Consider the following 20,610-nt stretch of genomic DNA (forward strand, 5'->3'; position numbering starts at 1 on the left):
CACCTTCTGCCGCCTCAAGGACTGGAGGCGTGTCGCGACACGATATGACAAGCTCATGATTAACTTCGCAGCAACCTGCTACATCGCCGCCATCGTCACATGGTGGATCAATTGAGTCTGGACCCTAATGCGAAACTGGAATTGCCGTGCCGATATCCGGATGGATTTCAGCAGCCATCAGGCCCTTGTCGCCTTCGCCGAAGCGAATGAGCACGACCTGACCGGGACGCAGTTCCATCATGCCGAAACGACGCAGCGTTTCCATATGAATGAAAATATCTTCCGTCCCCTCGCCGCGCGTCAGGAAGCCGAAGCCCTTGGTGCGGTTGAACCACTTGACGATCACGCGCTCAAGGCCGCTCGACGGCGTAACAGTCACATGGGTGCGCTGCGGTGGCATCTGCGCCGGATGAATGGCGGTAGACGTATCCATCGACAGGACGCGGAAACATTGCAGGCCGCGATCACCATTGCGAACTTCACAAACGATGCGCGCACCTTCCAGTGCAGTCTGGAAGCCGTCGCGACGCAGTGACGTCACGTGGAGAAGAATGTCATTAAGGCCCGGCTGGTCTGGAACAATGAAGCCGTAACCCTTGGCTACGTCGAACCATTTGATATGGCCCGATACTTCAATGATATCGCCCAGCTCTTCCGAGGCGTGCTGGCTGTGAAACTGGTCATTAGACACAGACTTGTCCGCCATGCGTTCGCCCCTCCTCTGTTCTTGCGTTGCGATTCCAACCTGATTCTTGTCCAAAGAATAACACTTCCTTAACCGGAGGCGGCAAGCCCAAACTTGCATCCGTCCCCATGAAGACCACAGACTTCACAACTTCATGGTTACTTTTCCCAGCACAGCAGCCTTTGAGACTGACCCACCACCTGAAATATGGCCGGTCGTCAATTTGGCAATGATGTTTCCGGGACATTTCCGGTCACGGCTGCTGCTCAAAATTTTTGAACGTCACTCTGTCCGTGATAACTTGACGTCCGGCCTCCAACATCGGATTCGATGTCCTTGCGTTTCCGAACGTCAGCACGCCTGAATTACAACAGCCGAGGAAAAGACTATGCGCTATCTGCACACGATGGTCCGAATTCGCGACATCGACGAATCTCTCGATTTTTATGTAAACAAACTCGGCCTCGAAGAAATCCGCCGCACCGAAAATGAAAAAGGCCGCTTCACGCTGATCTTTCTCGCTGCGCCATCCGATACGGACCGGGCGAAGGCAGAGCGGGCGCCAGAGCTGGAACTCACCTTCAACTGGGACCCGGAAACCTATACGGGCGGCCGCAATTTCGGTCATCTCGCCTATCTGGTCGATGACATCTATGCCACCTGCCAGAAGCTGCAGAATGCAGGCGTTACCATCAATCGCCCACCGCGTGACGGGCACATGGCGTTCATCAAATCGCCCGATGGCATTTCCATCGAGCTGATCCAGAAGGGCGACCGTCTGGCGCCACAGGAACCATGGGCTTCAGCCGAAAACATCGGTAGCTGGTAACAGAGCGTGTCTCCCGAAAGTGGAAACCGGTTTCGGGAGAAAGACATGCGTATAATAAAAAGCCCTGCCAGTTGGCAGGGCTTTTTTTCAATCCTGAACGGTTATTCCGTTCCCTGAATGGCTGCGAGAAGCCATTCACCGCCATCCGTGCGGGTGAACGTCCAGAGTTCGACGCTTTCCACCGGCTCATCCGGATTACCTTCGACGACAGCGCCTGTATTGCGATCCAGCATCACGTCGATCGCCGAATAGCGGATCGCAACGGTTGCATATTCGACATTGCCTTCGCGCCAGGCTTCGGAAACGTCACCCTGCAGAAGCTTGACGTCCTTCACTTCGTTACGCATGCCGCTGGAAGCGATCTCGCCCAGTTCTTCGGCCAGATAGGACATGGCTTCCGGGGTCGCGAGCTTGCGCAGCGCTGCATAATCCTCACGGCCATAGGCGGTCTGGATTTCAGAGAGCATCTGTTCAAAACGATCCAGATCCTCCTGACCGACATCCATCGGTTCATCTTCAACCGCCGGAGCGGCGGGAGTAACCGGAGCGGCTGCCTGCTTGGCCTCAAACGGGTTCACCGAAGGCGTACGGCCACCGAAACCGGCCTGTGGACCAGCTTGCGGGGCTGCGGTCTTTGCCGCGCCGAAAGGCTGCGCGCCTGCGTTACCGGCGCCTGCCGCAGCCGGCTGGCGACGATTTGCGAACATGCGCATGACAAACATGGCAATGAGCGCGATCACCGCAACCTGCAATAACAGGCCGAACATGCCGGCAAGACCGCCAAGGCCGTTGCCGAGCAGCATGCCGATCAGGCCACCGACGAGAAGACCGCCCAGCATGGAACGGCCAAAGTTACCGAACATACCGCCGGAACGCTGTGCCTGCGCAGCATTCTGCGCCCCTGTTGCTCCCGGGCGGTTGGTCTGCGTCGCGCCGGTATTCGGCGTCATAGAACGTTCCATCGGCGCAGCATTGTTAGGTGCAGTACGCGTCGGCGCTGGCGCCTGATAGGTGCGCGCGCCACGGCTGCCGAAACCGCCACCGCCCGCACGGCGAGCCTCGGCGAAATCGACCGCTGCAAAAGAGGCAATCAGCCCCAATACCATTGCAGCTGTCAGTTTGGTCAGGCGGCTTCCGGAACCCGGCATCGGTTTCTCCCACTTAGAGTCATGTCTGAATGTTTAAATCAGTGCTCATATGGGAATTCGCCCCCACACCTCACAAGAGCGTGAAGGCAAAAAAATCCAGAAATTTCAAATGGGCCCGGAATTTCAAATAGGCAAAGCCGCATCCAGAATCTGTATTTGAGGCGTGACCGAGCCATTCCAATGATTTAGCGACAGATTGCCTGCAACATGGACACTCTGTCCGATGTTGTTGAACAGGAAGCGCCCAAGATCGCCCTCAGCCGCCCGGAAGGCTATGGCATTGACGCGCTTTCCATCCGCACCACGCAACGCGACACGCACGTGATCGCGCCCAACACCACGCACATCGGCCAGTATATGGTGCGGCAGCGCCAATATGGGTTGCGGATGCGCCGAACCGTATGGCCCAGCCTTCTGCAAGGCTTCATAGAGCGATACCGTTGCGCCCGATGCGGCCAGTGCGCCATCGATGGACAGGCTCTGGTTTTCGCGCAGGCGCGAAACGATATGCGCCGATTCTTCTTCAAGATAGGCCCGCAACGCGCCAAGATTTGCGCGCTCGATGGTAATGCCCGCCGCCATGGCATGGCCGCCACCCTTGACGAGCAACCCGCGCTCCATCGCACCACGCACCAGCTTGCCAAGATCAAGCCCCGTGATCGAACGCCCTGAACCCGATCCAACGCCATTGGCGTTGAAAGCGATGGCAAAAGCTGGCCGCCGGGCCTTTTCCTTGAGCCGTGAGGCCAGCAGCCCGACGATACCGGGATGCCAGCGGTCACTTGCAGTCACGATCACCGATGCGCCTGCGCCGCCAGAAATTTCCAGCGAAGCTTCCGCTTCCGCCTCCATAAGCATCTCGGCTTCCATGGCCTGACGCTCCTGATTGAGACGGTCAAGCTCGACTGCAATCCGATCCGCGGTTGCGGGATCGTCCAATGTCAGCAGTCGTGCGCCAAGCCCCGCATCGCCGATGCGCCCGCCAGCATTGATGCGCGGCCCGATAAGATAACCGAGGTGAAAGACATTGAGCGGCTCGCCAATGCGGGCGACGCGCGCCAAGGCCGCAAGGCCGACATTGCTCTGCGACCGCGCAACGACCAGTCCTTTGACGACGAAAGCGCGGTTGACACCTGTCAACGGCACCACGTCGCAGACCGTCGCCAGTGCCACCAGATCGAGCAGGGAAAGAAGATCAGGGCCCGGTCCCTTACCGCGCTCACGCAGGATTTTGGTTACCTGCACCAATGTCAGAAAGACCACGCCTGCGGCGCAAAGATGCCCCTGCTGCGAAATATCGTCTTCCCGGTTGGGATTGACGATAGCCACCGCATCCTCCGGCAGATCGCCGCCGACCTGATGGTGATCGAGCACGACGACATCCGCGCCTGCCTGCCTGGCAGCGGTGATGGACGGCGCGCTGTTGGTGCCACAATCGACTGTGACGATAAGTGTCGCACCCTTGGCGACCAGATCGCGCATGGCATCGGGATTGGGACCGTAACCCTCAAAAATCCGGTCGGGAATATAGATGGAGTGCTGAATGCCGTAATGTTTGAGAAAACGTGCCATCAAGGCGGAAGAACACGCCCCATCGACATCGTAGTCGCCGAAAATGGCCACGGTCTCGCGGCGCAGAATGGCATCGGCAATCCGCCCTGCGGCATTCTCCATATCGGTAAGCGTCGCGGGATCGGGCATGAGATTGCGCAGCGTCGGATCGACAAATTCCAGTGCGCCTTCCACCGACACCCCCCGCCCGGCAAGCACGCGTGCAACCAGATCGGAAATGCCGTGATGCTGCGCAATGGCAAGCGCCGTATTGGCCTCACGCAGGCCAAGCCGGTCTACCCATTTCTGTCCGGTTGCGGATTGTTTTATTCCGAGGAAAAAGCGCTCTGTCGTCATAATTTTCTAAAGACACAAAAGGCGGCATTTTTGCAATGCCGCCTTTGACTATTCTACGTTCAATCCTGCCAAGGTTTAGGCTGAACCGTTCTAGCGCAATCTCCTAGAACTTCGACAGATCCTGATGCCGCGCCTTGATCTCGCGCACTGTCTGCGAGCTTGAACGCATGACGATGGTGTGCGTCTGGATATAGTCACGGGCGAATTTCACGCCGGAAAGCATGTTGCCATCCGTCACGCCGGTAGCGGCAAAAAGCACGTCGCCCTTGGCCATTTCTTCCAGCGAATAGACCTTCTTCGGGTCCGCAATGCCCATCTTCGCGGCACGAGCGATCTTTTCATCGGTATTGAGCTGAAGGCGGCCCTGCATCTGGCCACCAATGCAACGCAGAGCTGCTGCAGCCAGAACGCCTTCAGGCGCGCCGCCAATACCGATATAGATGTCGATGCCGGTTTCGTCCGGGTTGGTCGTGTGCATCACACCGGCCACGTCACCGTCGCCAATGAGGCGGATCGCAGCGCCGGTTGCCCGGACTTCCTCAATCAGACGCGCATGGCGCGGACGGTCCATGATGCAGGCCGTGATTTCGTTCGGCTTCACACCCTTCGCCTTGGCGACGGACATGATGTTATCCGTCGGGCTGGCATCAAGGTCCACGACGCCCTTCGAGTAGCCCGGACCAACGGCGATCTTTTCCATGTAGACATCAGGCGCATAAAGCAGATTGCCCTTCTCGGCGATCGCAATGACAGCGAGCGAGTTCGGCAGATTCTTGGCGCAAATCGTGGTGCCTTCCAGCGGATCGAGTGCGATATCGACATCCGGTCCCTGCTTGGTGCCAACTTCTTCGCCGATATAGAGCATCGGCGCTTCGTCACGCTCGCCTTCACCGATAACAACCGTTCCGGCGATCGGAAGACGGTTCAATTCCTGGCGCATGGCATCGACAGCAGCCTGATCAGCAGCCATTTCGTCGCCACGGCCACGCAGCCTCGCCGCGGCGACCGCTGCACGCTCGGCCACGCGGACCAATTCGAGTGTAAGAATGCGATCCAGTCCCTGGACTAATCCATGCGGGTGCTGCTCTGCGGTCTTGGCCATTTGAACAAAGTCCTGAATTCGAATTGCGTGGACGCGGCGCTAGAAGCCCGCGATTGCCGCCTCTTATAGCGACACTGTGCAAACCTTTTGTCAAAGTCCCTCGCCCCCTGCAAGGGCGGGAGAGTTAAAAACATTGTACGCTCAAACTCTTAATCGATTTAAGCTATACACGCTTGGTTTCATGTTCGGGCCGGATGTGAACGCTCACACCCGGCCAGAAGTTGCAGAAATCGTTAAACAACCAAAAGATGTTGCAGGCAATCAGCTTCCGATTCCATCAAAGAAAAACTCCGGACTTTCCACTTCAACCAGCCTTTTTCTTTCGATCATCCAGAAACGGTTGCCGACATTGCGAACAAAACTGCGGTCATGCGAGACGATCAGGCTCGCCGCTTCATTGCGAAGCAGTTCCACTTCCAGCGCTTCCTGACCTTCGATATCGAGATGATTGGTGGGTTCATCAAGAATATAGAAGTTCGGATTGGTCAGTCGCAGAACCAGCATGGCAAGTCGCGCCTTCTGCCCGCCAGACAAGCGCACCAGCGGCTTGGCCTGCATTTCAAGCGTCATGCCCGCACCGGCCAGCAAGGATCGCGTCCGCTGGTCGCCAATATCGAAACTTCTCGCGATCGTCTCGAATGGTGTCCAGTCAGAGCGAAGTTCCGACAAAGCCTGATCGCTATATCCAAGCACCAGTGACGGGGTTGCCTTGATCCCGGCCTGTGCCTGATCCGGTGCAAGTATGGCCGCACGCACCAGTGTCAGCAGCCGGGTCTTGCCCATGCCGTTGGCGCCCAGCAGGACAATTCGGTCACCCGGATTGATCCATAGCTGTCCCGTCTTGAAGAGAAGTCTTCCATCGGGCGTGGCAATTTCGGCCTGATCGAGAACAACCAGAGCCTTGGCGTGGCTGCCACGGCTGTTCAAGATGATCTTGCCAGCAGAGCGCTCCACATGCGCCGCCTTGGCGCTTTCCTCGATCTTGTCGGCCCGCGCCTTTAATTGCTTGGTTTTGACTACAAGCAGATCACTGCCCGAATTGATGCCAATATTGTTGAGCTTCGCCGCCTGCCTGCGCAATTGCTGGACTGTTTTCATGTCCTTTTCAAATTGCCGCGCATCGGCCGCGTCGATTTCATCGAGTGCTACACGCGCCTGACTGTATGGCAAAGCGAAAATCGGTGATTTTTCGGCCCGCAGAAACAATGTTCGCTTCGTAACCGCATCAAGGAAAGCGCGGTCGTGACTGCTGGCAATCACCGCCACCGAACGCGGCAGCGCATTCAGCCAGTCTTCCAGCAACCGCACTTTTTCAAGGTCCAGATGATTGGTCGGTTCGTCGAGCAGAAGAACATCGGGTTCCGAAACCCATGCCCGCGCCAGAAGTGCGAGCCGCTGCCAGCCGCCACTCAACTGCCCTATGGGGCGCTGCCGCAGCTCTTCGGTGACATCGAGATCATCCAGCACGATATCGGCGCGCCAGCTTTCATAATCACGCGCTTCTTCGTCAAGCCCATCCAGCACAACCTCGTAAAAGCTGCGACTGAACAGGCTTTCAGGCACATACTGGCTGACATAGCCGATCTTCAGCCCGCGCGACCGCGTGATGGTGCCAAGCGTTGGCTCCCCCTCACCGACAAGAAGGCGCAGAAGACTGGTCTTGCCGCGCCCGTTGGCAGCGACGATGCCAAGCCGCTCGCCCTCGCCTATAACGAGATCGAGATTGGCAAACAGAGATTCATGAAGGGTCAGAGAAAGGTTCTGGATAGAAACAAGAGACATGGCAATCAGCCCAATTCTGCCACGCACGAATGCCCGGTTTCCAAACCGTGACACGAATAGATGTGCTGGCGAATGTCCGGCAACGGTTCAACGACCGCGCCTTCAGGAAAAGGCAGAATAAGACAGTGGTTCTAGTCTTTTTCCGCCCTGCACAAGTTACTTATGCAGGGCAAAATCGGGGCCGTGCTGACGGTGATGATCATGACGCGTCACATACATCATACAGCCCTCCTTTTCCTGTTCTTGTCTCTCGAAACAAATGAAGCCGGATCAAATCCGACCCGGCTTTCATAACAAAGGTAAATCGAACCTGCAAGAGATGCCGTTTGTAGGAAAAAACACCCAAAGCTAGCGCGCTTTATTTTTTATCTCACGCATGTCTTTGTTCCCAAAACCGGTTCCCACTTTTGGGAGACATGCTTTATCCGGCGCGTTCGATGCGGATCATCTGCGGCTTGTCGACCAGATGATCGTCCTTGAGGATCGCTTCCAGCGCCTTCTTGACGGCGGATTCAGTCGTCTCATGCGTGACGAGGATGACCGTCTTGATGCCTTCCCTGGCGGCATCGTCCATCGGCGGGCGCTGAACAATGGATTCCAGCGAGATGTCATTTTCAGCCATGCGTTTGGCAATGGCCGCAAAAGCGCCAATGCGATCAAGGACGGTCAGGCGGATGAAGTAACCGCCTGCGTGCTTGCGCATCTTGGCCCGCTTGTAAGGCTGCAATGCCTTGGCAGGCGTACCAAACACCGGACCATGCTGGAAGCCCGGACGGCTCTTGGCGATATCCGCGACATCGCCGATTACGGCAGATGCCGTCGCATTGCCACCCGCACCGGGACCAGAAAGCAGAAGCTCACCCAAAAGATCGGTTTCGATTGCCACGGCATTGGTCACGCCATGAACCTGCGCGATGACCGACGAGGTCGGCACCATAGTCGGATGCACGCGCTGTTCAATGCCTGTATCGGTTTTCTGCGCCACGCCCAGAAGCTTGATGCGGTAGCCGAGTTCATCGGCAGCGCGAATATCGGCCAGTGAAATATTGCTGATGCCTTCGAGATAGATGTCATCGGCAGCGATCTGCGTGCCGAAGGCAAGGCTGGTCAGCAGCGCCAGCTTGTGTGCCGTATCGTTGCCTTCGATGTCGAAGGTCGGATCGGCTTCGGCATAGCCGAGGCGCTGGGCATCCTTGAGACATGCTTCGAACGAAATGCCTTCTTCCCACATCCGGGTCAGGATGTAGTTGCAGGTGCCGTTCATGATGCCATAGACGCGCGAAACCGTATTGCCGGTCAGCGATTCACGCATCGCCTTGATGACCGGAATGCCACCTGCAACGGCCGCTTCGAAATTGAGCAGAACGCCCTTGTCCTCAGCGATCTTCGCAAGCGCAACGCCATGGCGCGCAAGCAGGGCCTTGTTGGCCGTGACGACATGGCGACCGGCGCGCAGCGCGGCTTCCACGGAAGCCTTGGCCGGACCGTCCTCGCCGCCGATCAGCTCAACGAAAACGTCGATATCGGCAGATTTGGCCAGTTCGACCGGATCGTCGAACCAGGCAATACCGGAAAGATCAATACCACGGTCCCGCGTGCGGTCGCGGGCGCTGACCGCCGTAACCGTTACAGGCTTACCGCACTGGCGCGTGAGCATTTCGGACTTGTCACGCAGGATACGCAACACCGAAGCACCAACGGTGCCGAGGCCGGCAACGCCGATCCGTAATGCATCACTCATTATATCGACCTTCTGTATGGAGTGGCTTAATCGGGTGGGAAGCCACGGACTGCATGAGGCCGCCCGTGACCATCTTGAAAATATTATCCGCGACGACCTTCGAGCGGAATTACATTCTGCAGGTTCTCGTCCTTGGCGGAGAGGAACCGCTTGATGTTGCGCGCAGCCTGACGAATACGATGTTCATTCTCGACCAGCGCGATACGCACATAATCATCGCCGTGTTCGCCAAAACCGATGCCCGGTGCAACGGCCACATCGGCCTGCTCCACCAGAAGCTTGGAGAATTCGAGCGAACCCAACGGACGGAAGCGTTCCGGAATCGGAACCCAGGCGAACATGGTTGCGGCTGGCGGCGGAACATCCCAGCCCGCGCGGCCAAAGCTTTCAACCAGCACGTCGCGGCGCTGCTTATAGACATTGCGGACATAGGAAATGTCGCTTCCATCGCCATTCAGTGCTGCCGTCGCGGCAACCTGAATAGGCGTGAACGCGCCATAATCGAGATAAGACTTCACGCGGGTCAGAGCCGCGATCAGGCGCTCATTGCCAACCGCAAACCCCATGCGCCAGCCCGGCATGGAAAATGTCTTCGACATGGAGGTGAACTCCACGGCCACATCCATTGCGCCCGGCACTTCCAGCACCGACGGCGGCGGATTGTCGTCGAAGTAGATTTCCGAATAGGCAAGATCCGACAGGATGACGATGTCATGCTTGCGGGCAAATGCGACGACATCCTTGTAGAAATCAAGCGTTGCCACATAGGCCGTCGGGTTGGACGGGAAGTTCAGGATCAGCGCGATCGGCTTCGGGATCGAATGCTTCACGCCGCGTTCCAGAGCCGGAATGAAACTGTCATCCGGCTTGGCCTGAATCGAACGGATCACACCACCCGACATGATGAAGCCGAAGGAGTGAATCGGATAGGTCGGGTCCGGGCACAGAACCACATCGCCCGGCGCGGTGATGGCCTGCGCCATATTGGCGAAACCTTCCTTGGAACCGAGTGTGGCGACGACCTGCGTATCGGGATTGAGCTTCACGCCGAAACGGCGCGCATAATATTGTGCCTGTGCGCGGCGCAGCCCCGGAATGCCCTTGGATGCAGAATAACGATGGGCGCGCGGGTCCTGCACGGCCTCGCACAGCTTGTCGACAATATTCTGCGGGGTCGGCAGATCGGGGTTGCCCATGCCCAGATCGATGATGTCGGCGCCCGCCGCTCGCGCCGATGCCTTCAGACGGTTGACCTGTTCAAAGACATAAGGGGGCAGACGACGGACTTTATGGAATTCTTCCGACATGATCCTGTTCCGGTGGAGGGTTAAACGTAATGGCGCGTATGCGCCGCAATGGAGCTATACACCTGTTCTCGAATCGGGTCGAGACGTGTTGCCGCGTCAAAGAACGCGGATTTCGTCTTTAGAGCACATCCCGAAAAGTGTGAAACGGTTTTCGGATAAGATGCGCGCCTAAAACCGAGGAAGAGGGTTTACTCTTCCCCGCTTTCGATCTGTTTCAGGGTAGCGTCCGTTTCCTGCTGTGCCTGCTGACGCAGACTCGCAGCCTCGGCGGGCGTGAAGCCGGCGCCGGTGCCTCTGGATGCCGCCAGACGCGTGCGGTCGGTATCAAGCTTGGTCGTAAGCTGCTGCTTTTCCTCTGCAGTGATCTGCGTGGTCGCAGCCTTCGGCATATGGCCAAATGTGGGGAAAACACCAGTGCGCGAAGCACCTTCCTGCGGGGTGCCCTGAAACTCTTTTCCGCCCGCGCATGCCGTGAGCATCGCCGCCGCTGTTGCTGCCAGCAAAAGATTGGCGATCTGCCGCGTGCGCTTGGTCATGTTTCTGTTCCCGGTTAATGCCGCATAAGGTGCTGTTGGCCACAACACCAGACAAGGATAAAGCAATTGCCAAGGGATAGCACCAAGTCGAGGCGTCCTGTCAACAAGTGAGTGATGTAAATCGGAAATTCGCCTTACGGTGAAGGCCGGATCGCCCCTCGCAGACTATCCCGGCTGACAAACACGAATAGTCAATGTAACCGATGGTTACATAAAGTAATATTTCGTTATTATCGAATACTCCGCACTGAACGCGAAGTCTTTTAACGCTAAATGCGCATCAATAGTTGCGTTCAGCGATTAAAAAACTTAAAAATTGGTAATCAATTGCCAATCAGGTGATTTGTCCGATACAGCGAAATGACAGTCATAACTCTGAAGTGACCATCATAACACGCTGATATTTCTGAATTTCTTTCCCGGCACGAACAGTCGGGAGCTGTGGGGACGATAGCCATCAGGGATGATGTCAGCCTCGCACGGGAGAGCCGATCTCCCGAAACCAGGTAGGCTCGAATGAAATCGGGTCGCCAAACTGGTCAGGGAAATCGAGCTGGAGCAGACTGTTGAAATTTGCGCATTCTACACACCGGACCACCGGCAGGTTTCTTTCAGGTAGCGTCGCTTTGCTTGCGCTTCTTGTCACCTCCTGCACGTCGACCGGTACGGGCCTAGACGGCAAGCCGCTCCAGATGACCTCCGCTTCCGATGGCTCCGTGATTGCCGATACATTGCAAAGTGCCGCTGATCAGACAGCCGCCGCCGAGACAACGACGCCCCCTTCGTCGGAAGAGAAAAAGGTGGAAGCCAAACCGGGTGAAACAAAGCCCGCAACTGTGGCTGAAGCGACAAAGACCAATAATAAAGAGCAGGCAAAACCGACCGAAGCTGCGGCAGCCGCTGAACAGCAACCGACTCAGGTCGCAGCCCTCGCCCCGCAGCAGCCCAAGAGCTCATCGCTTTTCGGCATGTTTGGTGGCAGCAAGAGCGCCGAACCAGCACCTGCGCAAGCCGCAGAGCAACCAGCGGCAGCCGCTCCAGCCGAAACCGCAAAAAAGCAGCCGGAACCGGCAAAAGAAGAAAAGCCCGCCGAAGCAGCAGAACCAGAACAGACCGCAGCGGCCAAACCTGCCGAAGCTGAAAAGCCTGTTCAGGTCGCTTCATTGTTCGGGTCAACGAAGAGCGCTTACGCCTCGCCGCAACGCCCAACGGCCTCGCAAGGCAGCATAGCCAGGCTTTTCTCCGACGAATCGGCTGGCACGCGCTCCGACCGAACCGAAAACAAGAAGCTTGCGGTCGCCAAGCCGGTTTCACCATCTGCGAAGCACGACTATAATTATTCACTGCCCGGTGTGCGCCCCAATGGCGGCGTGGAAATCAAGCATCGCAACAGCCTTTATGACGATAGCGATATTGACGCGAACGAAGACGATGAATTCGCAAACGTAACGCTTGCTTCGGCTCCGGGCCTCGCCCGGCTCGCACCCAATGGCCTGAAAGTTCAAAGACAGACCGTGGATGTTGCCTGCCTCAAGCCACAGCTCGTATCCATGCTGAAAACCATGGAGCGGCATTTCCGTCGCCCGGTGATGGTAACTTCCGGCTATCGCAGCCCATCCTACAATCGCAAGGTCAACGGCGCCCGCAAATCACTCCATATGATCTGTGCAGCCGCAGATATTCAAATCGACGGCGTTTCCAAGTGGGAAGTCGCCCGTTTCGCCCGCTCCATGTCCGGGCGTGGCGGCGTCGGCACCTATTGCCATACGACATCGGTTCACGTCGATGTCGGACCGGAACGCGACTGGAACTGGCGCTGCAAGGGCTAATAAAAGAGGCGTATCAGGGATACACAAAAGCCGGATCACATGATCCGGCTTTTTCTTTTGCCTTTATATTCAAGGAAATAAGGAATCCGCCCGCCGAAGTTTTCCCCATTTTTGCAGTACATTCGTTTTTTTTCAGAAAAGTGTTTTTTGGGGCTTGCGAGTCAGAACCTTCCTGAATATAAGCCCACTCACACCAGCAGGCGCCCATCGTCTAGCGGTTAGGACAGCGCCCTTTCACGGCGCAGACAGGGGTTCGATTCCCCTTGGGCGTACCATTGCTGGCGTTTCTTTTTCCCTTACAATTCAATCCGTTAGCGCCTGATAGGCACTAATTTATGCTGTCTGAACTTATTCACAGACAGGTGAAAAAAGGGGCTTGCATGTCAGAAATTTCCTGACTATAAGCGCCCCACACCAGCAGGCGCCCATCGTCTAGCGGTTAGGACAGCGCCCTTTCACGGCGCAGACAGGGGTTCGATTCCCCTTGGGCGTACCATTGCTGGTTTTCTTTCCCTTTAGAATTGACGCAAATATTACTGGCTGAATTGCCAGGATGTTGCTACGCGCCGGGCTGCAACCTTTTCGAAAGGACAGCATAATGTCGAAAGCAACAGCAATCGTTACCACCGCCCATGCCAGCCGTTACCTTCAACAGCTCTGCAAACATTGGGCGCACAAATTCGCGGTCGAATTCACGCCGGAACACGGCACCATCGATCTTGGCGAGAATCGTCTCGTGATTCTTGATGCCGACGCGGAAAAACTGACCACCACTGTTGAAACTTCGGAAGAAAACCTCGCTCGCCTCGAAGAGGTCGTGGCAAGCCATGTCGTCCGCTTCGCTTTTCGCGAGGAACTCATCTTCAACTGGGTAAAACAGTAACAGAAGCAGGCGCGTTTACCCTATCTGTAAAAAGCCTGCAAATTGCCCGGAATAGCCATTATCGCATCACAATCCGGGCAAATTCTCCCGCGAAATTCTTCCCAAGTTCGAACACCTGATTTGACGGGGAAGAATAATGACAAGCGAAACAAGAACCACCCTCACCTTTCTCGGCGCTGGCCTTGTTGCAGCAGCGATGGTTCTTGGCGCGGATATGAGCTGGGCCGATGTCGTTAAGGCGCTGTTCTAGGCCAACCGCTCTCGTTTACCGACTATTTTTGCGAAGCTAACAGAAAAGCCTTTCGCACAATCGCCGAACCGCTCTAAATCGGCGCATGATTTTTCAAACACCTTTGGTTACCGGCAGGCTGGAACGCCGCTATAAAAGATTTCTTGCCGACGTCACGCTTGACGATGGGCGCTTCATCACGGCTTCCGTGCCCAACACCGGCTCCATGCTCGGATTGACTGCTCCGGGTTCCCGCGTCTGGCTGAGTGTTTCGGATGCCCCTCACCGCAAATATGCCCATACGCTACAGATCGTCGAAGCGGATAACACGCTGGTCGGCGTAAATACCGGCCTGCCGAACCGGATCGCCGAAGAAGCAATCCTCAAGGGCCTCATTCCAGACCTCGCAGGATATGCCAGCCTCAAGCGTGAGCAGAAATATGGCCGCAACTCGCGCATCGACCTGTTGCTGGATGACGGTCCGCGCCCGCGAGCCTATGTCGAGGTCAAGAATGTCCACTTTATCCGCACGCTCGGACTGGCGGAATTCCCCGATACGGTGACGGCGCGAGGCGCAAAACATCTTGATGAACTGGTCGACGTCGTTGCCGCTGGTCATCGGGGCGTGATGCTGTTTATTATCCAGCGAAACGATTGCAGCAGATTCAGCATTTCCGGCGATCTTGATCCGACTTACGCACGCGCTTTTGAACGTGCGCGTGCAAACGGGGTTGAGGCTTGGGCCGTTCGGTGCCACATAACGGATAAAAGCATTGATGCCAGTGAGCTGGTGCCAATTGAGTAGATTAAGACGGATCGAATGATGGTAACCTATATCGAAGCAACAAACGCACCCATGAAATATACGGGCCAGATCAGGCTCTATGGCCCTGAGGCCTTCGAGGGTATGCGCACGGTTTGCAATCTGACGGCACGCTGTCTCGACGCACTCAACGATATCGTCAAGCCGGGTGTGACCACCAACGAAATCGACCGTTTCGTGTTCGAGTTCGGCATGGATCACGGCGCGTTTCCGGCAACGCTGAACTATCGCGGCTATACGAAATCAACCTGCACGTCGATCAATCACGTCGTCTGCCATGGCATCCCGAACGAGAAGCCGTTGCGCGAGGGTGATATTGTCAATATCGACGTGACCTATCTCCTCGATGGCTGGCACGGCGATTCAAGCCGCATGTATGCAGTAGGCGAAATCAAACGCGCTTCCGAGCGCCTGCTTGAAGTCACCTATGAAAGTCTGCTGCGCGGGATTGCGGCTGTCAAACCCGGTGCGAAGACCGGGGCTATCGGTGCTGCGATCCAGACTTATGCCGAAGGCGAGCGCTGCTCTGTCGTACGCGACTTCTGCGGCCACGGTGTAGGGCAATTGTTCCATGATGCGCCGAATATCCTCCATTACGGCACGCCAAATGAAGGCGTCGAGATCAAGGAAGGCATGATCTTTACGATCGAGCCGATGATCAATCTCGGCAAGCCGCATGTGAAAGTTCTTGCCGACGGCTGGACGGCGGTTACCAGAGACCGTTCGCTGACGGCACAATATGAGCATACGGTGGGTGTTACGAAGGACGGCTGCGAGATATTCACCCTATCTCCGGCCAATGTCTTCGGCCCGCCTTCCATGAGATAACGGCGAAGGAATATCGCCTCGGTAATTGTCTGGTCTGTTTTTGCGGGGGTTTAAACAGGATGGCAAAGCACAGGAATGAACCGGGTAGCAACGAGTTGCCCGGCTTCAGTGACACGCTGCAATTAACGCCGAAGATCGACACGCCGCATTATGCCGGGCATCGTGATCGTCTCAAACTGCGTTTCAGGGATGCCCCTGATGCGCTGGCAGATTATGAGCTGCTTGAAATGCTGTTGTTTCGCGCCATTCGCCGCGCCGACACCAAGCCGCTCGCCAAGGCTCTGCTGATGCGGTTCGGCTCGATTGCCGAAGTGCTGGCCGCGCCCGAAAAACTGATCGCTGAAGTTCCCGGCGCCGGCCCCACTGTCGCGCATGAACTCAAGCTTGTGGAAGCGGTCGCCAAGCGAAGCGCGCGCAGCACAGTCATGGAGCGCGAAGTACTCGGCTCATGGAACAAGGTGATTGAATATTGCACCGCGGCCATGGCTTACGAGACCCGCGAGCAGTTCCGCATTCTCTTCCTCGACAAGAAGAACAAGCTGATTGCCGATGAAGTTCAGCAGACCGGTACGGTAGACCACACACCTGTCTATCCGCGAGAGGTCGTCAAACGGGCGCTGGAGCTTTCCGCCACGGCCATTATTCTGGTGCACAACCATCCTTCCGGCGATCCGACACCATCACGCGCCGACATCGACATGACCAAGCAGCTCGTCAATGCTGCCAAAGCACTTAACATCACGGTGCATGACCATGTCATTGTCGGAAAGCACGGCCATGCCAGCTTCCGCGGACTAGGATTGATCTAACAAAAATTTCGCGATCAAGCAGTTACCGATTGTTAAGCATAGCGCGAAGAATGGTTGCGCAATGCATGGAAATCGCTCGAATTTTCTTAAATTTGGACACAATCAGAGGTGAGACGAAAGCCAGTTCGAAGGCACGGCCTTTCGATGGCAATAATGAATTCAGGCATGTTTCCCGCCAGCGTTTCCGGACGGGAAAATCGGAGTAAAAAATGTTGAAGCGTTCTATCACCGCAGTGGCGCTTGGCGCCGCAATCGTTGCTTTTGCAGGCTCGGCTTTCGCTGCCGACATGATGGGAGCAACGGACTATTCCTATAATGATCCGGTTGCCAGCGGCCCGCATGACTGGTCCGGCAATTATGTCGGCGCACAGATCGGCGCTTCTTCATCGAGGGTCCCCGGTCCTTTCACCAACCGCACCGGCGCTCTGGGCGGCGTTGTCGTGGGCAAGAACATGCAGAGCGGCAATGTCGTGTTTGGCGGAGAACTCGAAGGAAACTTCGCCGAAGCCGAACATCGCATCGGTCATGGCGGCAGCCTTCAGCAGTCATGGAACGGCAATGCCAAGGGCAAGGTCGGCTATGCTTTCGACAAGACGCTCGTTTACGGCACGGCCGGTTACGGTGTGACCCGCTTCAAGGCCAAGGACAACACCACCTCGGCTCCGGGCTGGGAAGGTGGCGCACTGATCGGCGCCGGTGTCGAACAGGCACTGACCGGCCCGCTTTCCGTCAAGGCCGAGTATGATTTCCAGCGCTTCAATGACGTGAAGTCCCGCGTCAACGGCGTTGAACAGCGCAACAATCTGAAGAACCATTCGATCAAGGCTGGCCTGAACTACAAGTTCTAGAGCATGTCTCCCGAAAGTGGGAACCGGTTTCGGGATAAAGACATGCTTAAAAACAAGCAGCTAGAGCATTTCCGACGATGCAAGCGAAACAGGAAATGCCTAAGACCTCGCGATCCGAAGCGAGACTTCATTCTGTTTTAGCATCAAGCAATTCTGCATTTGCACAAAGGGCTGCGTTTCATAGCGCAGCCCTTTCGTTTTGCATAAATTTATCTTCATTTCGCAGTCTGACTACGTCATTCGATGGCTTGACTCCGACAGGCACTAACCGATTATAAATTGGTAGTGGAAGTGCGGGGAACAATAAGAGCGAAAAGCTCAACCACCATATCGGGAGGTTATCTTACCTTGCCGTGTTGTCTCCTCGCGCCTGAACACTTGGATATGTGGCTCTGCTGTCGCAGGCCATGCAGTCAGGAATGAAAGAATGCAGCGCGTTTTTGACGGACATAACGATGTCCTTCTGCGGCTTTGGGAAAATGCCCGTAAGGGCCAGGACCCGATCAAGGAATTTATCGACGGAACGGATATCGGCCATATCGACCTGCCCCGTTCGCGCAAAGGCGGTCTCGCCGGTGGCGTATGCGCCATCTACATACCTTCGGGCGAGCATATCGAACTGGGCAAGCCCGATGCCAACGGCCACTACGAAACACCGCTTTCATCGCCGCTGGAACGCAGTCCCTCCCTCGACATCGCTCTCGAAATGGCTGCCATTGCGCTGAGGCTGGAAGCTACGGGCGGCTGGAAGCTCTGCCGTAACGGTCGTGAACTCGACGAAACGCTGAACAGCGACACATTCGCCGCCGTGCTCCACATGGAAGGCTGCGAAGCCATCGATGCCGATCTGGTAGCGCTTGAAGTCTTTTATGCTGCCGGTTTGCGTTCGCTCGGACCGGTCTGGAGCCGAAATAACGTTTTCGCCCATGGTGTCCCTTTCGCCTATCCGATGAGCCCCGATACAGGCCCCGGCCTGACCGATGCAGGCAAACGTCTGGTCAAGGCGTGCAACACCAAGGGCATTCTGATCGACCTGGCGCATATCACGGAAAAGGGTTTCTGGGATGTGGCCGAACTCAGCGATCAGCCGCTGGTCGCCAGCCATTCCAATGCGCACGCCCTGACCCCTGTCGCCCGCAACCTGACCGACCGTCAGCTTGATGCGATCCGCGAAAGCAAGGGCCTTGCCGGGCTGAACTACGCCACAACGATGCTGCGCGCCGACGGCAAGGAAGACGCCAACACGCCGCTTACCGATGTGGTTCGCCATGTGGATTACATGGTTGAACGCATGGGCATCGACTGCGTGGCGCTGGGATCGGATTATGACGGCGCTACAATTCCAGCCGAAATCGGCGATGCAGCCGGCACGCAAAACCTTGTCGATGCACTGCGAAAAGCAGGCTATGGTGAAAAAGAGCTGGAAAAACTTTGCCGGGACAATTGGGTAAGGGTTTTGAAACAGGCCTGGCACGAAGCAGACTGATCTGGAGGGCATCCCGAAAAGTGTTAAACGGTTTTCGGAACAAGATGCGCGAAAAAACAAAGACAAATCCCAAACAAGATCACAGGAAGGGAACTCTCAACATGATGCATTTCGGACGTTTTCGTATTCTGGCTGCCGGTGCAGCGCTTGCCGCCGTGCTGGCCGCAAATCCGGCTTGGTCGGCCACGCCAGCCGACACGCTGGTTCAGGCATGGGCCATCGATGACACGATCACGCTGGACCCGGCAGAATCCTTCGAACTGAGCCCGGCCGAATTCATCGGCAACGCCTATGACATGCTCGTTCGCCTCGACATCAACGACACGTCGAAAGTCGTGCCGGGCGTTGCAGAAAGCTGGACCGTTTCCGACGACGGCCTCACCTATACGTTCAAGCTGAAGAAGGACATCAAGTTCGCTTCCGGCAACCCGGTAACCTCTGCCGACGTGGCCTATTCCTTCGAGCGCGCTGTGCGTCTCGACAAGAGCCCGGCCTTCATCCTGACCCAGTTCGGCCTGACCAAGGATAATGTCAACGAAAAGGCAAAGGCCGTAGATGACGAGACCTTCGTTTTCACCGTCGACAAGCCATATGCACCAAGCTTCGTGCTGAACTGCCTGACCGCAACCGTCGCTGCTGTCGTCGACAAGAAGCTTCTCGAAGAACATGCCGAGAAGGTTGCGCCGACCGACGACTACAAATACGACACCGACTATGCCAATGCATGGCTGAAGACCAAGTCGGCGGGTTCGGGACCGTTCACGATCCGCGAATGGCGCGCCAATGAAGTCGTCATTCTGGAACGCAATGACAATTTCTATGGCGAAAAGGCCAAGCTCAAGCGCGTCTTCTATCGTCACGTCAAGGAAAGCGCGACGCAGCGCCTGATGCTTGAATCCGGCGACGTCGATGTGGCACGCAATCTGGAGCCGGGCGACTATGAAGCCGTTCTGAAGAACGACAAGCTGACGACCGCCAGCGCCGCCAAGGGCACGGTCTATTACATCAGCCTCAACCAGAAGAACGCAAATCTGGCCAAGCCGGAAGTTCGCGAAGCGTTCAAATATCTGGTCGATTATGATGCAATCGGCTCGACCCTCATCAAGGGCATTGGTGAAATCCGCCAGACCTATCAGGCCAAGGGCGTCCTTGGTGCTCTCGATGCTGCGCCGTACAAGCTCGACGTAGCCAAGGCGAAGGAACTTCTCGCCAAGGCGGGTCTGAAGGATGGTCTCTCGGTCACGTTCGACGTCCGTAACGGCCAGCCGGTTACCGGCATTGCCGAATCCTTCCAGCAGACTGCTGCTCAGGCTGGCGTGAAGATCGAAATCATCCCCGGCGACGGCAAGCAGACGCTGACCAAGTATCGTGCCCGTAACCACGATATGTATATCGGCCAGTGGGGCATGGACTATTGGGATCCGAATTCCAACGCCGAAGCTTTCACCAGCAACCCGGATAATAGCGACGACGCATCGACCAAGACGCTTGCATGGCGCAACGCCTGGGACATCCCGGAACTGACCAAGCAGACGCAGGCAGCTCTTCTGGAACGCGACAACGACAAGCGTGCCGAACAGTACAAGAAGCTTCAGCAGGAAGCTCTCGACCAGAGCCCGTTCGTCATGCTGTTCCAGCAGGTTGAAGTTGCCGGCATTGGCGGCAACGTGAAGGGCTACAAGCTCGGCCCGACATTCGACTCCAACTTCCTGGCGAACGTCAGCAAGGAATAGTCGGTCGCGCCTTGGCGCATGAAAATTTTTCATGCGCTGAATCGGCTTAAAAACAAGAAGATGGAGCGGTTTTCTGAATCAAAAAGGAAAGCCGCTCCAGAGCG

The 20,610-nt window shown here is 56.5% G+C and carries 17 protein-coding genes, 2 tRNA genes and 1 pseudogene; 12 read left to right on the forward strand and 8 right to left on the reverse strand.

Features of this window, described 5'->3' with window-relative positions; all coding sequences use genetic code 11:
• Nucleotides 1-115 (forward strand): annotated as a pseudogene (locus tag F9K91_RS11335) (IS5/IS1182 family transposase); the annotation flags it as partial.
• Nucleotides 116-124: 9 nt separating this feature from the next.
• Here F9K91_RS11335 and F9K91_RS11340 read toward each other — a convergent pair.
• A complete protein-coding gene (locus F9K91_RS11340; protein ID WP_061346479.1) occupies nt 125-706 on the reverse strand; it encodes a cold-shock protein in 582 nt (193 codons plus the stop codon).
• A gap of 367 nt (nt 707-1,073) precedes the next feature.
• Between F9K91_RS11340 and gloA the strand changes: the two genes are divergently transcribed.
• On the forward strand, nt 1,074-1,514 hold the full coding sequence (gene gloA, locus F9K91_RS11345) for a lactoylglutathione lyase (RefSeq protein ID WP_151558931.1): 441 nt from the start codon (nt 1,074-1,076) through the stop codon (nt 1,512-1,514).
• A gap of 101 nt (nt 1,515-1,615) precedes the next feature.
• Here the strand turns inward: gloA and F9K91_RS11350 are convergent, their stop codons facing one another.
• From F9K91_RS11350 to F9K91_RS11380, 7 genes are all read right to left on the reverse strand, one after another.
• A complete protein-coding gene (locus tag F9K91_RS11350) occupies nt 1,616-2,662 on the reverse strand; it encodes a Tim44 domain-containing protein (protein ID WP_151555768.1) in 1,047 nt (348 codons plus the stop codon).
• Between the two features lie 123 nt (nt 2,663-2,785).
• Nucleotides 2,786-4,570 carry a single-stranded-DNA-specific exonuclease RecJ gene (recJ, locus tag F9K91_RS11355; RefSeq protein ID WP_151677824.1) on the reverse strand — a complete coding sequence of 595 codons (1,785 nt, stop codon included), beginning with the start codon at nt 4,568-4,570 and terminating at the stop codon, nt 2,786-2,788.
• A 103-nt stretch (nt 4,571-4,673) separates the two neighbouring features.
• Complete coding sequence (glpX, locus tag F9K91_RS11360) at nt 4,674-5,672, reverse strand: class II fructose-bisphosphatase (RefSeq protein ID WP_109988455.1); 999 nt, start codon at nt 5,670-5,672, stop codon at nt 4,674-4,676.
• A gap of 261 nt (nt 5,673-5,933) precedes the next feature.
• Complete coding sequence (locus F9K91_RS11365; protein ID WP_151677880.1) at nt 5,934-7,454, reverse strand: ABC-F family ATP-binding cassette domain-containing protein; 1,521 nt, start codon at nt 7,452-7,454, stop codon at nt 5,934-5,936.
• A 421-nt stretch (nt 7,455-7,875) separates the two neighbouring features.
• Complete coding sequence (locus F9K91_RS11370) at nt 7,876-9,195, reverse strand: homoserine dehydrogenase (RefSeq protein ID WP_151555766.1); 1,320 nt, start codon at nt 9,193-9,195, stop codon at nt 7,876-7,878.
• An 83-nt stretch (nt 9,196-9,278) separates the two neighbouring features.
• Entirely contained in the window at nt 9,279-10,502 is a 1,224-nt protein-coding gene (locus F9K91_RS11375) for an LL-diaminopimelate aminotransferase (protein ID WP_061346134.1), read from the reverse strand.
• 188 nt (nt 10,503-10,690) lie between these two features.
• Nucleotides 10,691-11,038: a hypothetical protein gene (locus F9K91_RS11380; protein WP_151555764.1), complete on the reverse strand. Its 348-nt coding sequence runs from the start codon at nt 11,036-11,038 to the stop codon at nt 10,691-10,693.
• A gap of 566 nt (nt 11,039-11,604) precedes the next feature.
• Here F9K91_RS11380 and F9K91_RS11385 point away from each other — a divergent pair.
• The 10 genes from F9K91_RS11385 to F9K91_RS11430 all read left to right on the forward strand — a co-directional run bounded on the left by F9K91_RS11385 (nt 11,605) and on the right by F9K91_RS11430 (nt 20,506).
• Entirely contained in the window at nt 11,605-12,867 is a 1,263-nt protein-coding gene (locus tag F9K91_RS11385; RefSeq protein WP_151555763.1) for a YcbK family protein, read from the forward strand.
• Between the two features lie 200 nt (nt 12,868-13,067).
• A tRNA-Glu gene (locus F9K91_RS11390) sits at nt 13,068-13,142 on the forward strand.
• A 146-nt stretch (nt 13,143-13,288) separates the two neighbouring features.
• Nucleotides 13,289-13,363: transfer RNA gene (locus F9K91_RS11395), tRNA-Glu, on the forward strand.
• 102 nt (nt 13,364-13,465) lie between these two features.
• Entirely contained in the window at nt 13,466-13,750 is a 285-nt protein-coding gene (locus tag F9K91_RS11400) for a DUF2218 domain-containing protein (RefSeq protein ID WP_151555762.1), read from the forward strand.
• A gap of 335 nt (nt 13,751-14,085) precedes the next feature.
• Complete coding sequence (sfsA, locus tag F9K91_RS11405) at nt 14,086-14,784, forward strand: DNA/RNA nuclease SfsA (protein ID WP_151677825.1); 699 nt, start codon at nt 14,086-14,088, stop codon at nt 14,782-14,784.
• An 18-nt stretch (nt 14,785-14,802) separates the two neighbouring features.
• Complete coding sequence (map, locus tag F9K91_RS11410; RefSeq protein ID WP_151651794.1) at nt 14,803-15,630, forward strand: type I methionyl aminopeptidase; 828 nt, start codon at nt 14,803-14,805, stop codon at nt 15,628-15,630.
• A gap of 59 nt (nt 15,631-15,689) precedes the next feature.
• A complete protein-coding gene (gene radC / locus F9K91_RS11415; protein ID WP_151555760.1) occupies nt 15,690-16,439 on the forward strand; it encodes a RadC family protein in 750 nt (249 codons plus the stop codon).
• A gap of 209 nt (nt 16,440-16,648) precedes the next feature.
• Nucleotides 16,649-17,287: an outer membrane protein gene (locus F9K91_RS11420; protein WP_061346127.1), complete on the forward strand. Its 639-nt coding sequence runs from the start codon at nt 16,649-16,651 to the stop codon at nt 17,285-17,287.
• Nucleotides 17,288-17,714: 427 nt separating this feature from the next.
• On the forward strand, nt 17,715-18,773 hold the full coding sequence (locus F9K91_RS11425; RefSeq protein ID WP_151555759.1) for a dipeptidase: 1,059 nt from the start codon (nt 17,715-17,717) through the stop codon (nt 18,771-18,773).
• Nucleotides 18,774-18,874: 101 nt separating this feature from the next.
• On the forward strand, nt 18,875-20,506 hold the full coding sequence (locus F9K91_RS11430; RefSeq protein ID WP_151677826.1) for an ABC transporter substrate-binding protein: 1,632 nt from the start codon (nt 18,875-18,877) through the stop codon (nt 20,504-20,506).
• The last annotated feature ends 104 nt before the right edge of the window (nt 20,507-20,610 follow it).

This window comes from Brucella tritici (assembly GCF_008932295.1).
Classification (GTDB): domain Bacteria; phylum Pseudomonadota; class Alphaproteobacteria; order Rhizobiales; family Rhizobiaceae; genus Brucella; species Brucella tritici.

Bases quoted from the DNA above. Each gene is read 5' to 3' on its own strand.
- F9K91_RS11350 (WP_151555768.1), bottom strand. From the start codon at position 2,662: ATGCCGGGTTCCGGAAGCCGCCTGACCAAACTGACAGCTGCAATGGTA.
- F9K91_RS11400 (WP_151555762.1), top strand. From the start codon at position 13,466: ATGTCGAAAGCAACAGCAATCGTTACCACCGCCCATGCCAGCCGTTAC.
- sfsA (WP_151677825.1), top strand. From the start codon at position 14,086: ATGATTTTTCAAACACCTTTGGTTACCGGCAGGCTGGAACGCCGCTAT.
- gloA (WP_151558931.1), top strand. From the start codon at position 1,074: ATGCGCTATCTGCACACGATGGTCCGAATTCGCGACATCGACGAATCT.
- glpX (WP_109988455.1), bottom strand. From the start codon at position 5,672: ATGGCCAAGACCGCAGAGCAGCACCCGCATGGATTAGTCCAGGGACTG.
- F9K91_RS11430 (WP_151677826.1), top strand. From the start codon at position 18,875: ATGATGCATTTCGGACGTTTTCGTATTCTGGCTGCCGGTGCAGCGCTT.
- F9K91_RS11380 (WP_151555764.1), bottom strand. From the start codon at position 11,038: ATGACCAAGCGCACGCGGCAGATCGCCAATCTTTTGCTGGCAGCAACA.
- map (WP_151651794.1), top strand. From the start codon at position 14,803: ATGGTAACCTATATCGAAGCAACAAACGCACCCATGAAATATACGGGC.
- radC (WP_151555760.1), top strand. From the start codon at position 15,690: ATGGCAAAGCACAGGAATGAACCGGGTAGCAACGAGTTGCCCGGCTTC.
- F9K91_RS11340 (WP_061346479.1), bottom strand. From the start codon at position 706: ATGGCGGACAAGTCTGTGTCTAATGACCAGTTTCACAGCCAGCACGCC.
- F9K91_RS11420 (WP_061346127.1), top strand. From the start codon at position 16,649: ATGTTGAAGCGTTCTATCACCGCAGTGGCGCTTGGCGCCGCAATCGTT.
- F9K91_RS11375 (WP_061346134.1), bottom strand. From the start codon at position 10,502: ATGTCGGAAGAATTCCATAAAGTCCGTCGTCTGCCCCCTTATGTCTTT.
- F9K91_RS11370 (WP_151555766.1), bottom strand. From the start codon at position 9,195: ATGAGTGATGCATTACGGATCGGCGTTGCCGGCCTCGGCACCGTTGGT.
- F9K91_RS11365 (WP_151677880.1), bottom strand. From the start codon at position 7,454: ATGTCTCTTGTTTCTATCCAGAACCTTTCTCTGACCCTTCATGAATCT.
- F9K91_RS11425 (WP_151555759.1), top strand. From the start codon at position 17,715: ATGCAGCGCGTTTTTGACGGACATAACGATGTCCTTCTGCGGCTTTGG.
- recJ (WP_151677824.1), bottom strand. From the start codon at position 4,570: ATGACGACAGAGCGCTTTTTCCTCGGAATAAAACAATCCGCAACCGGA.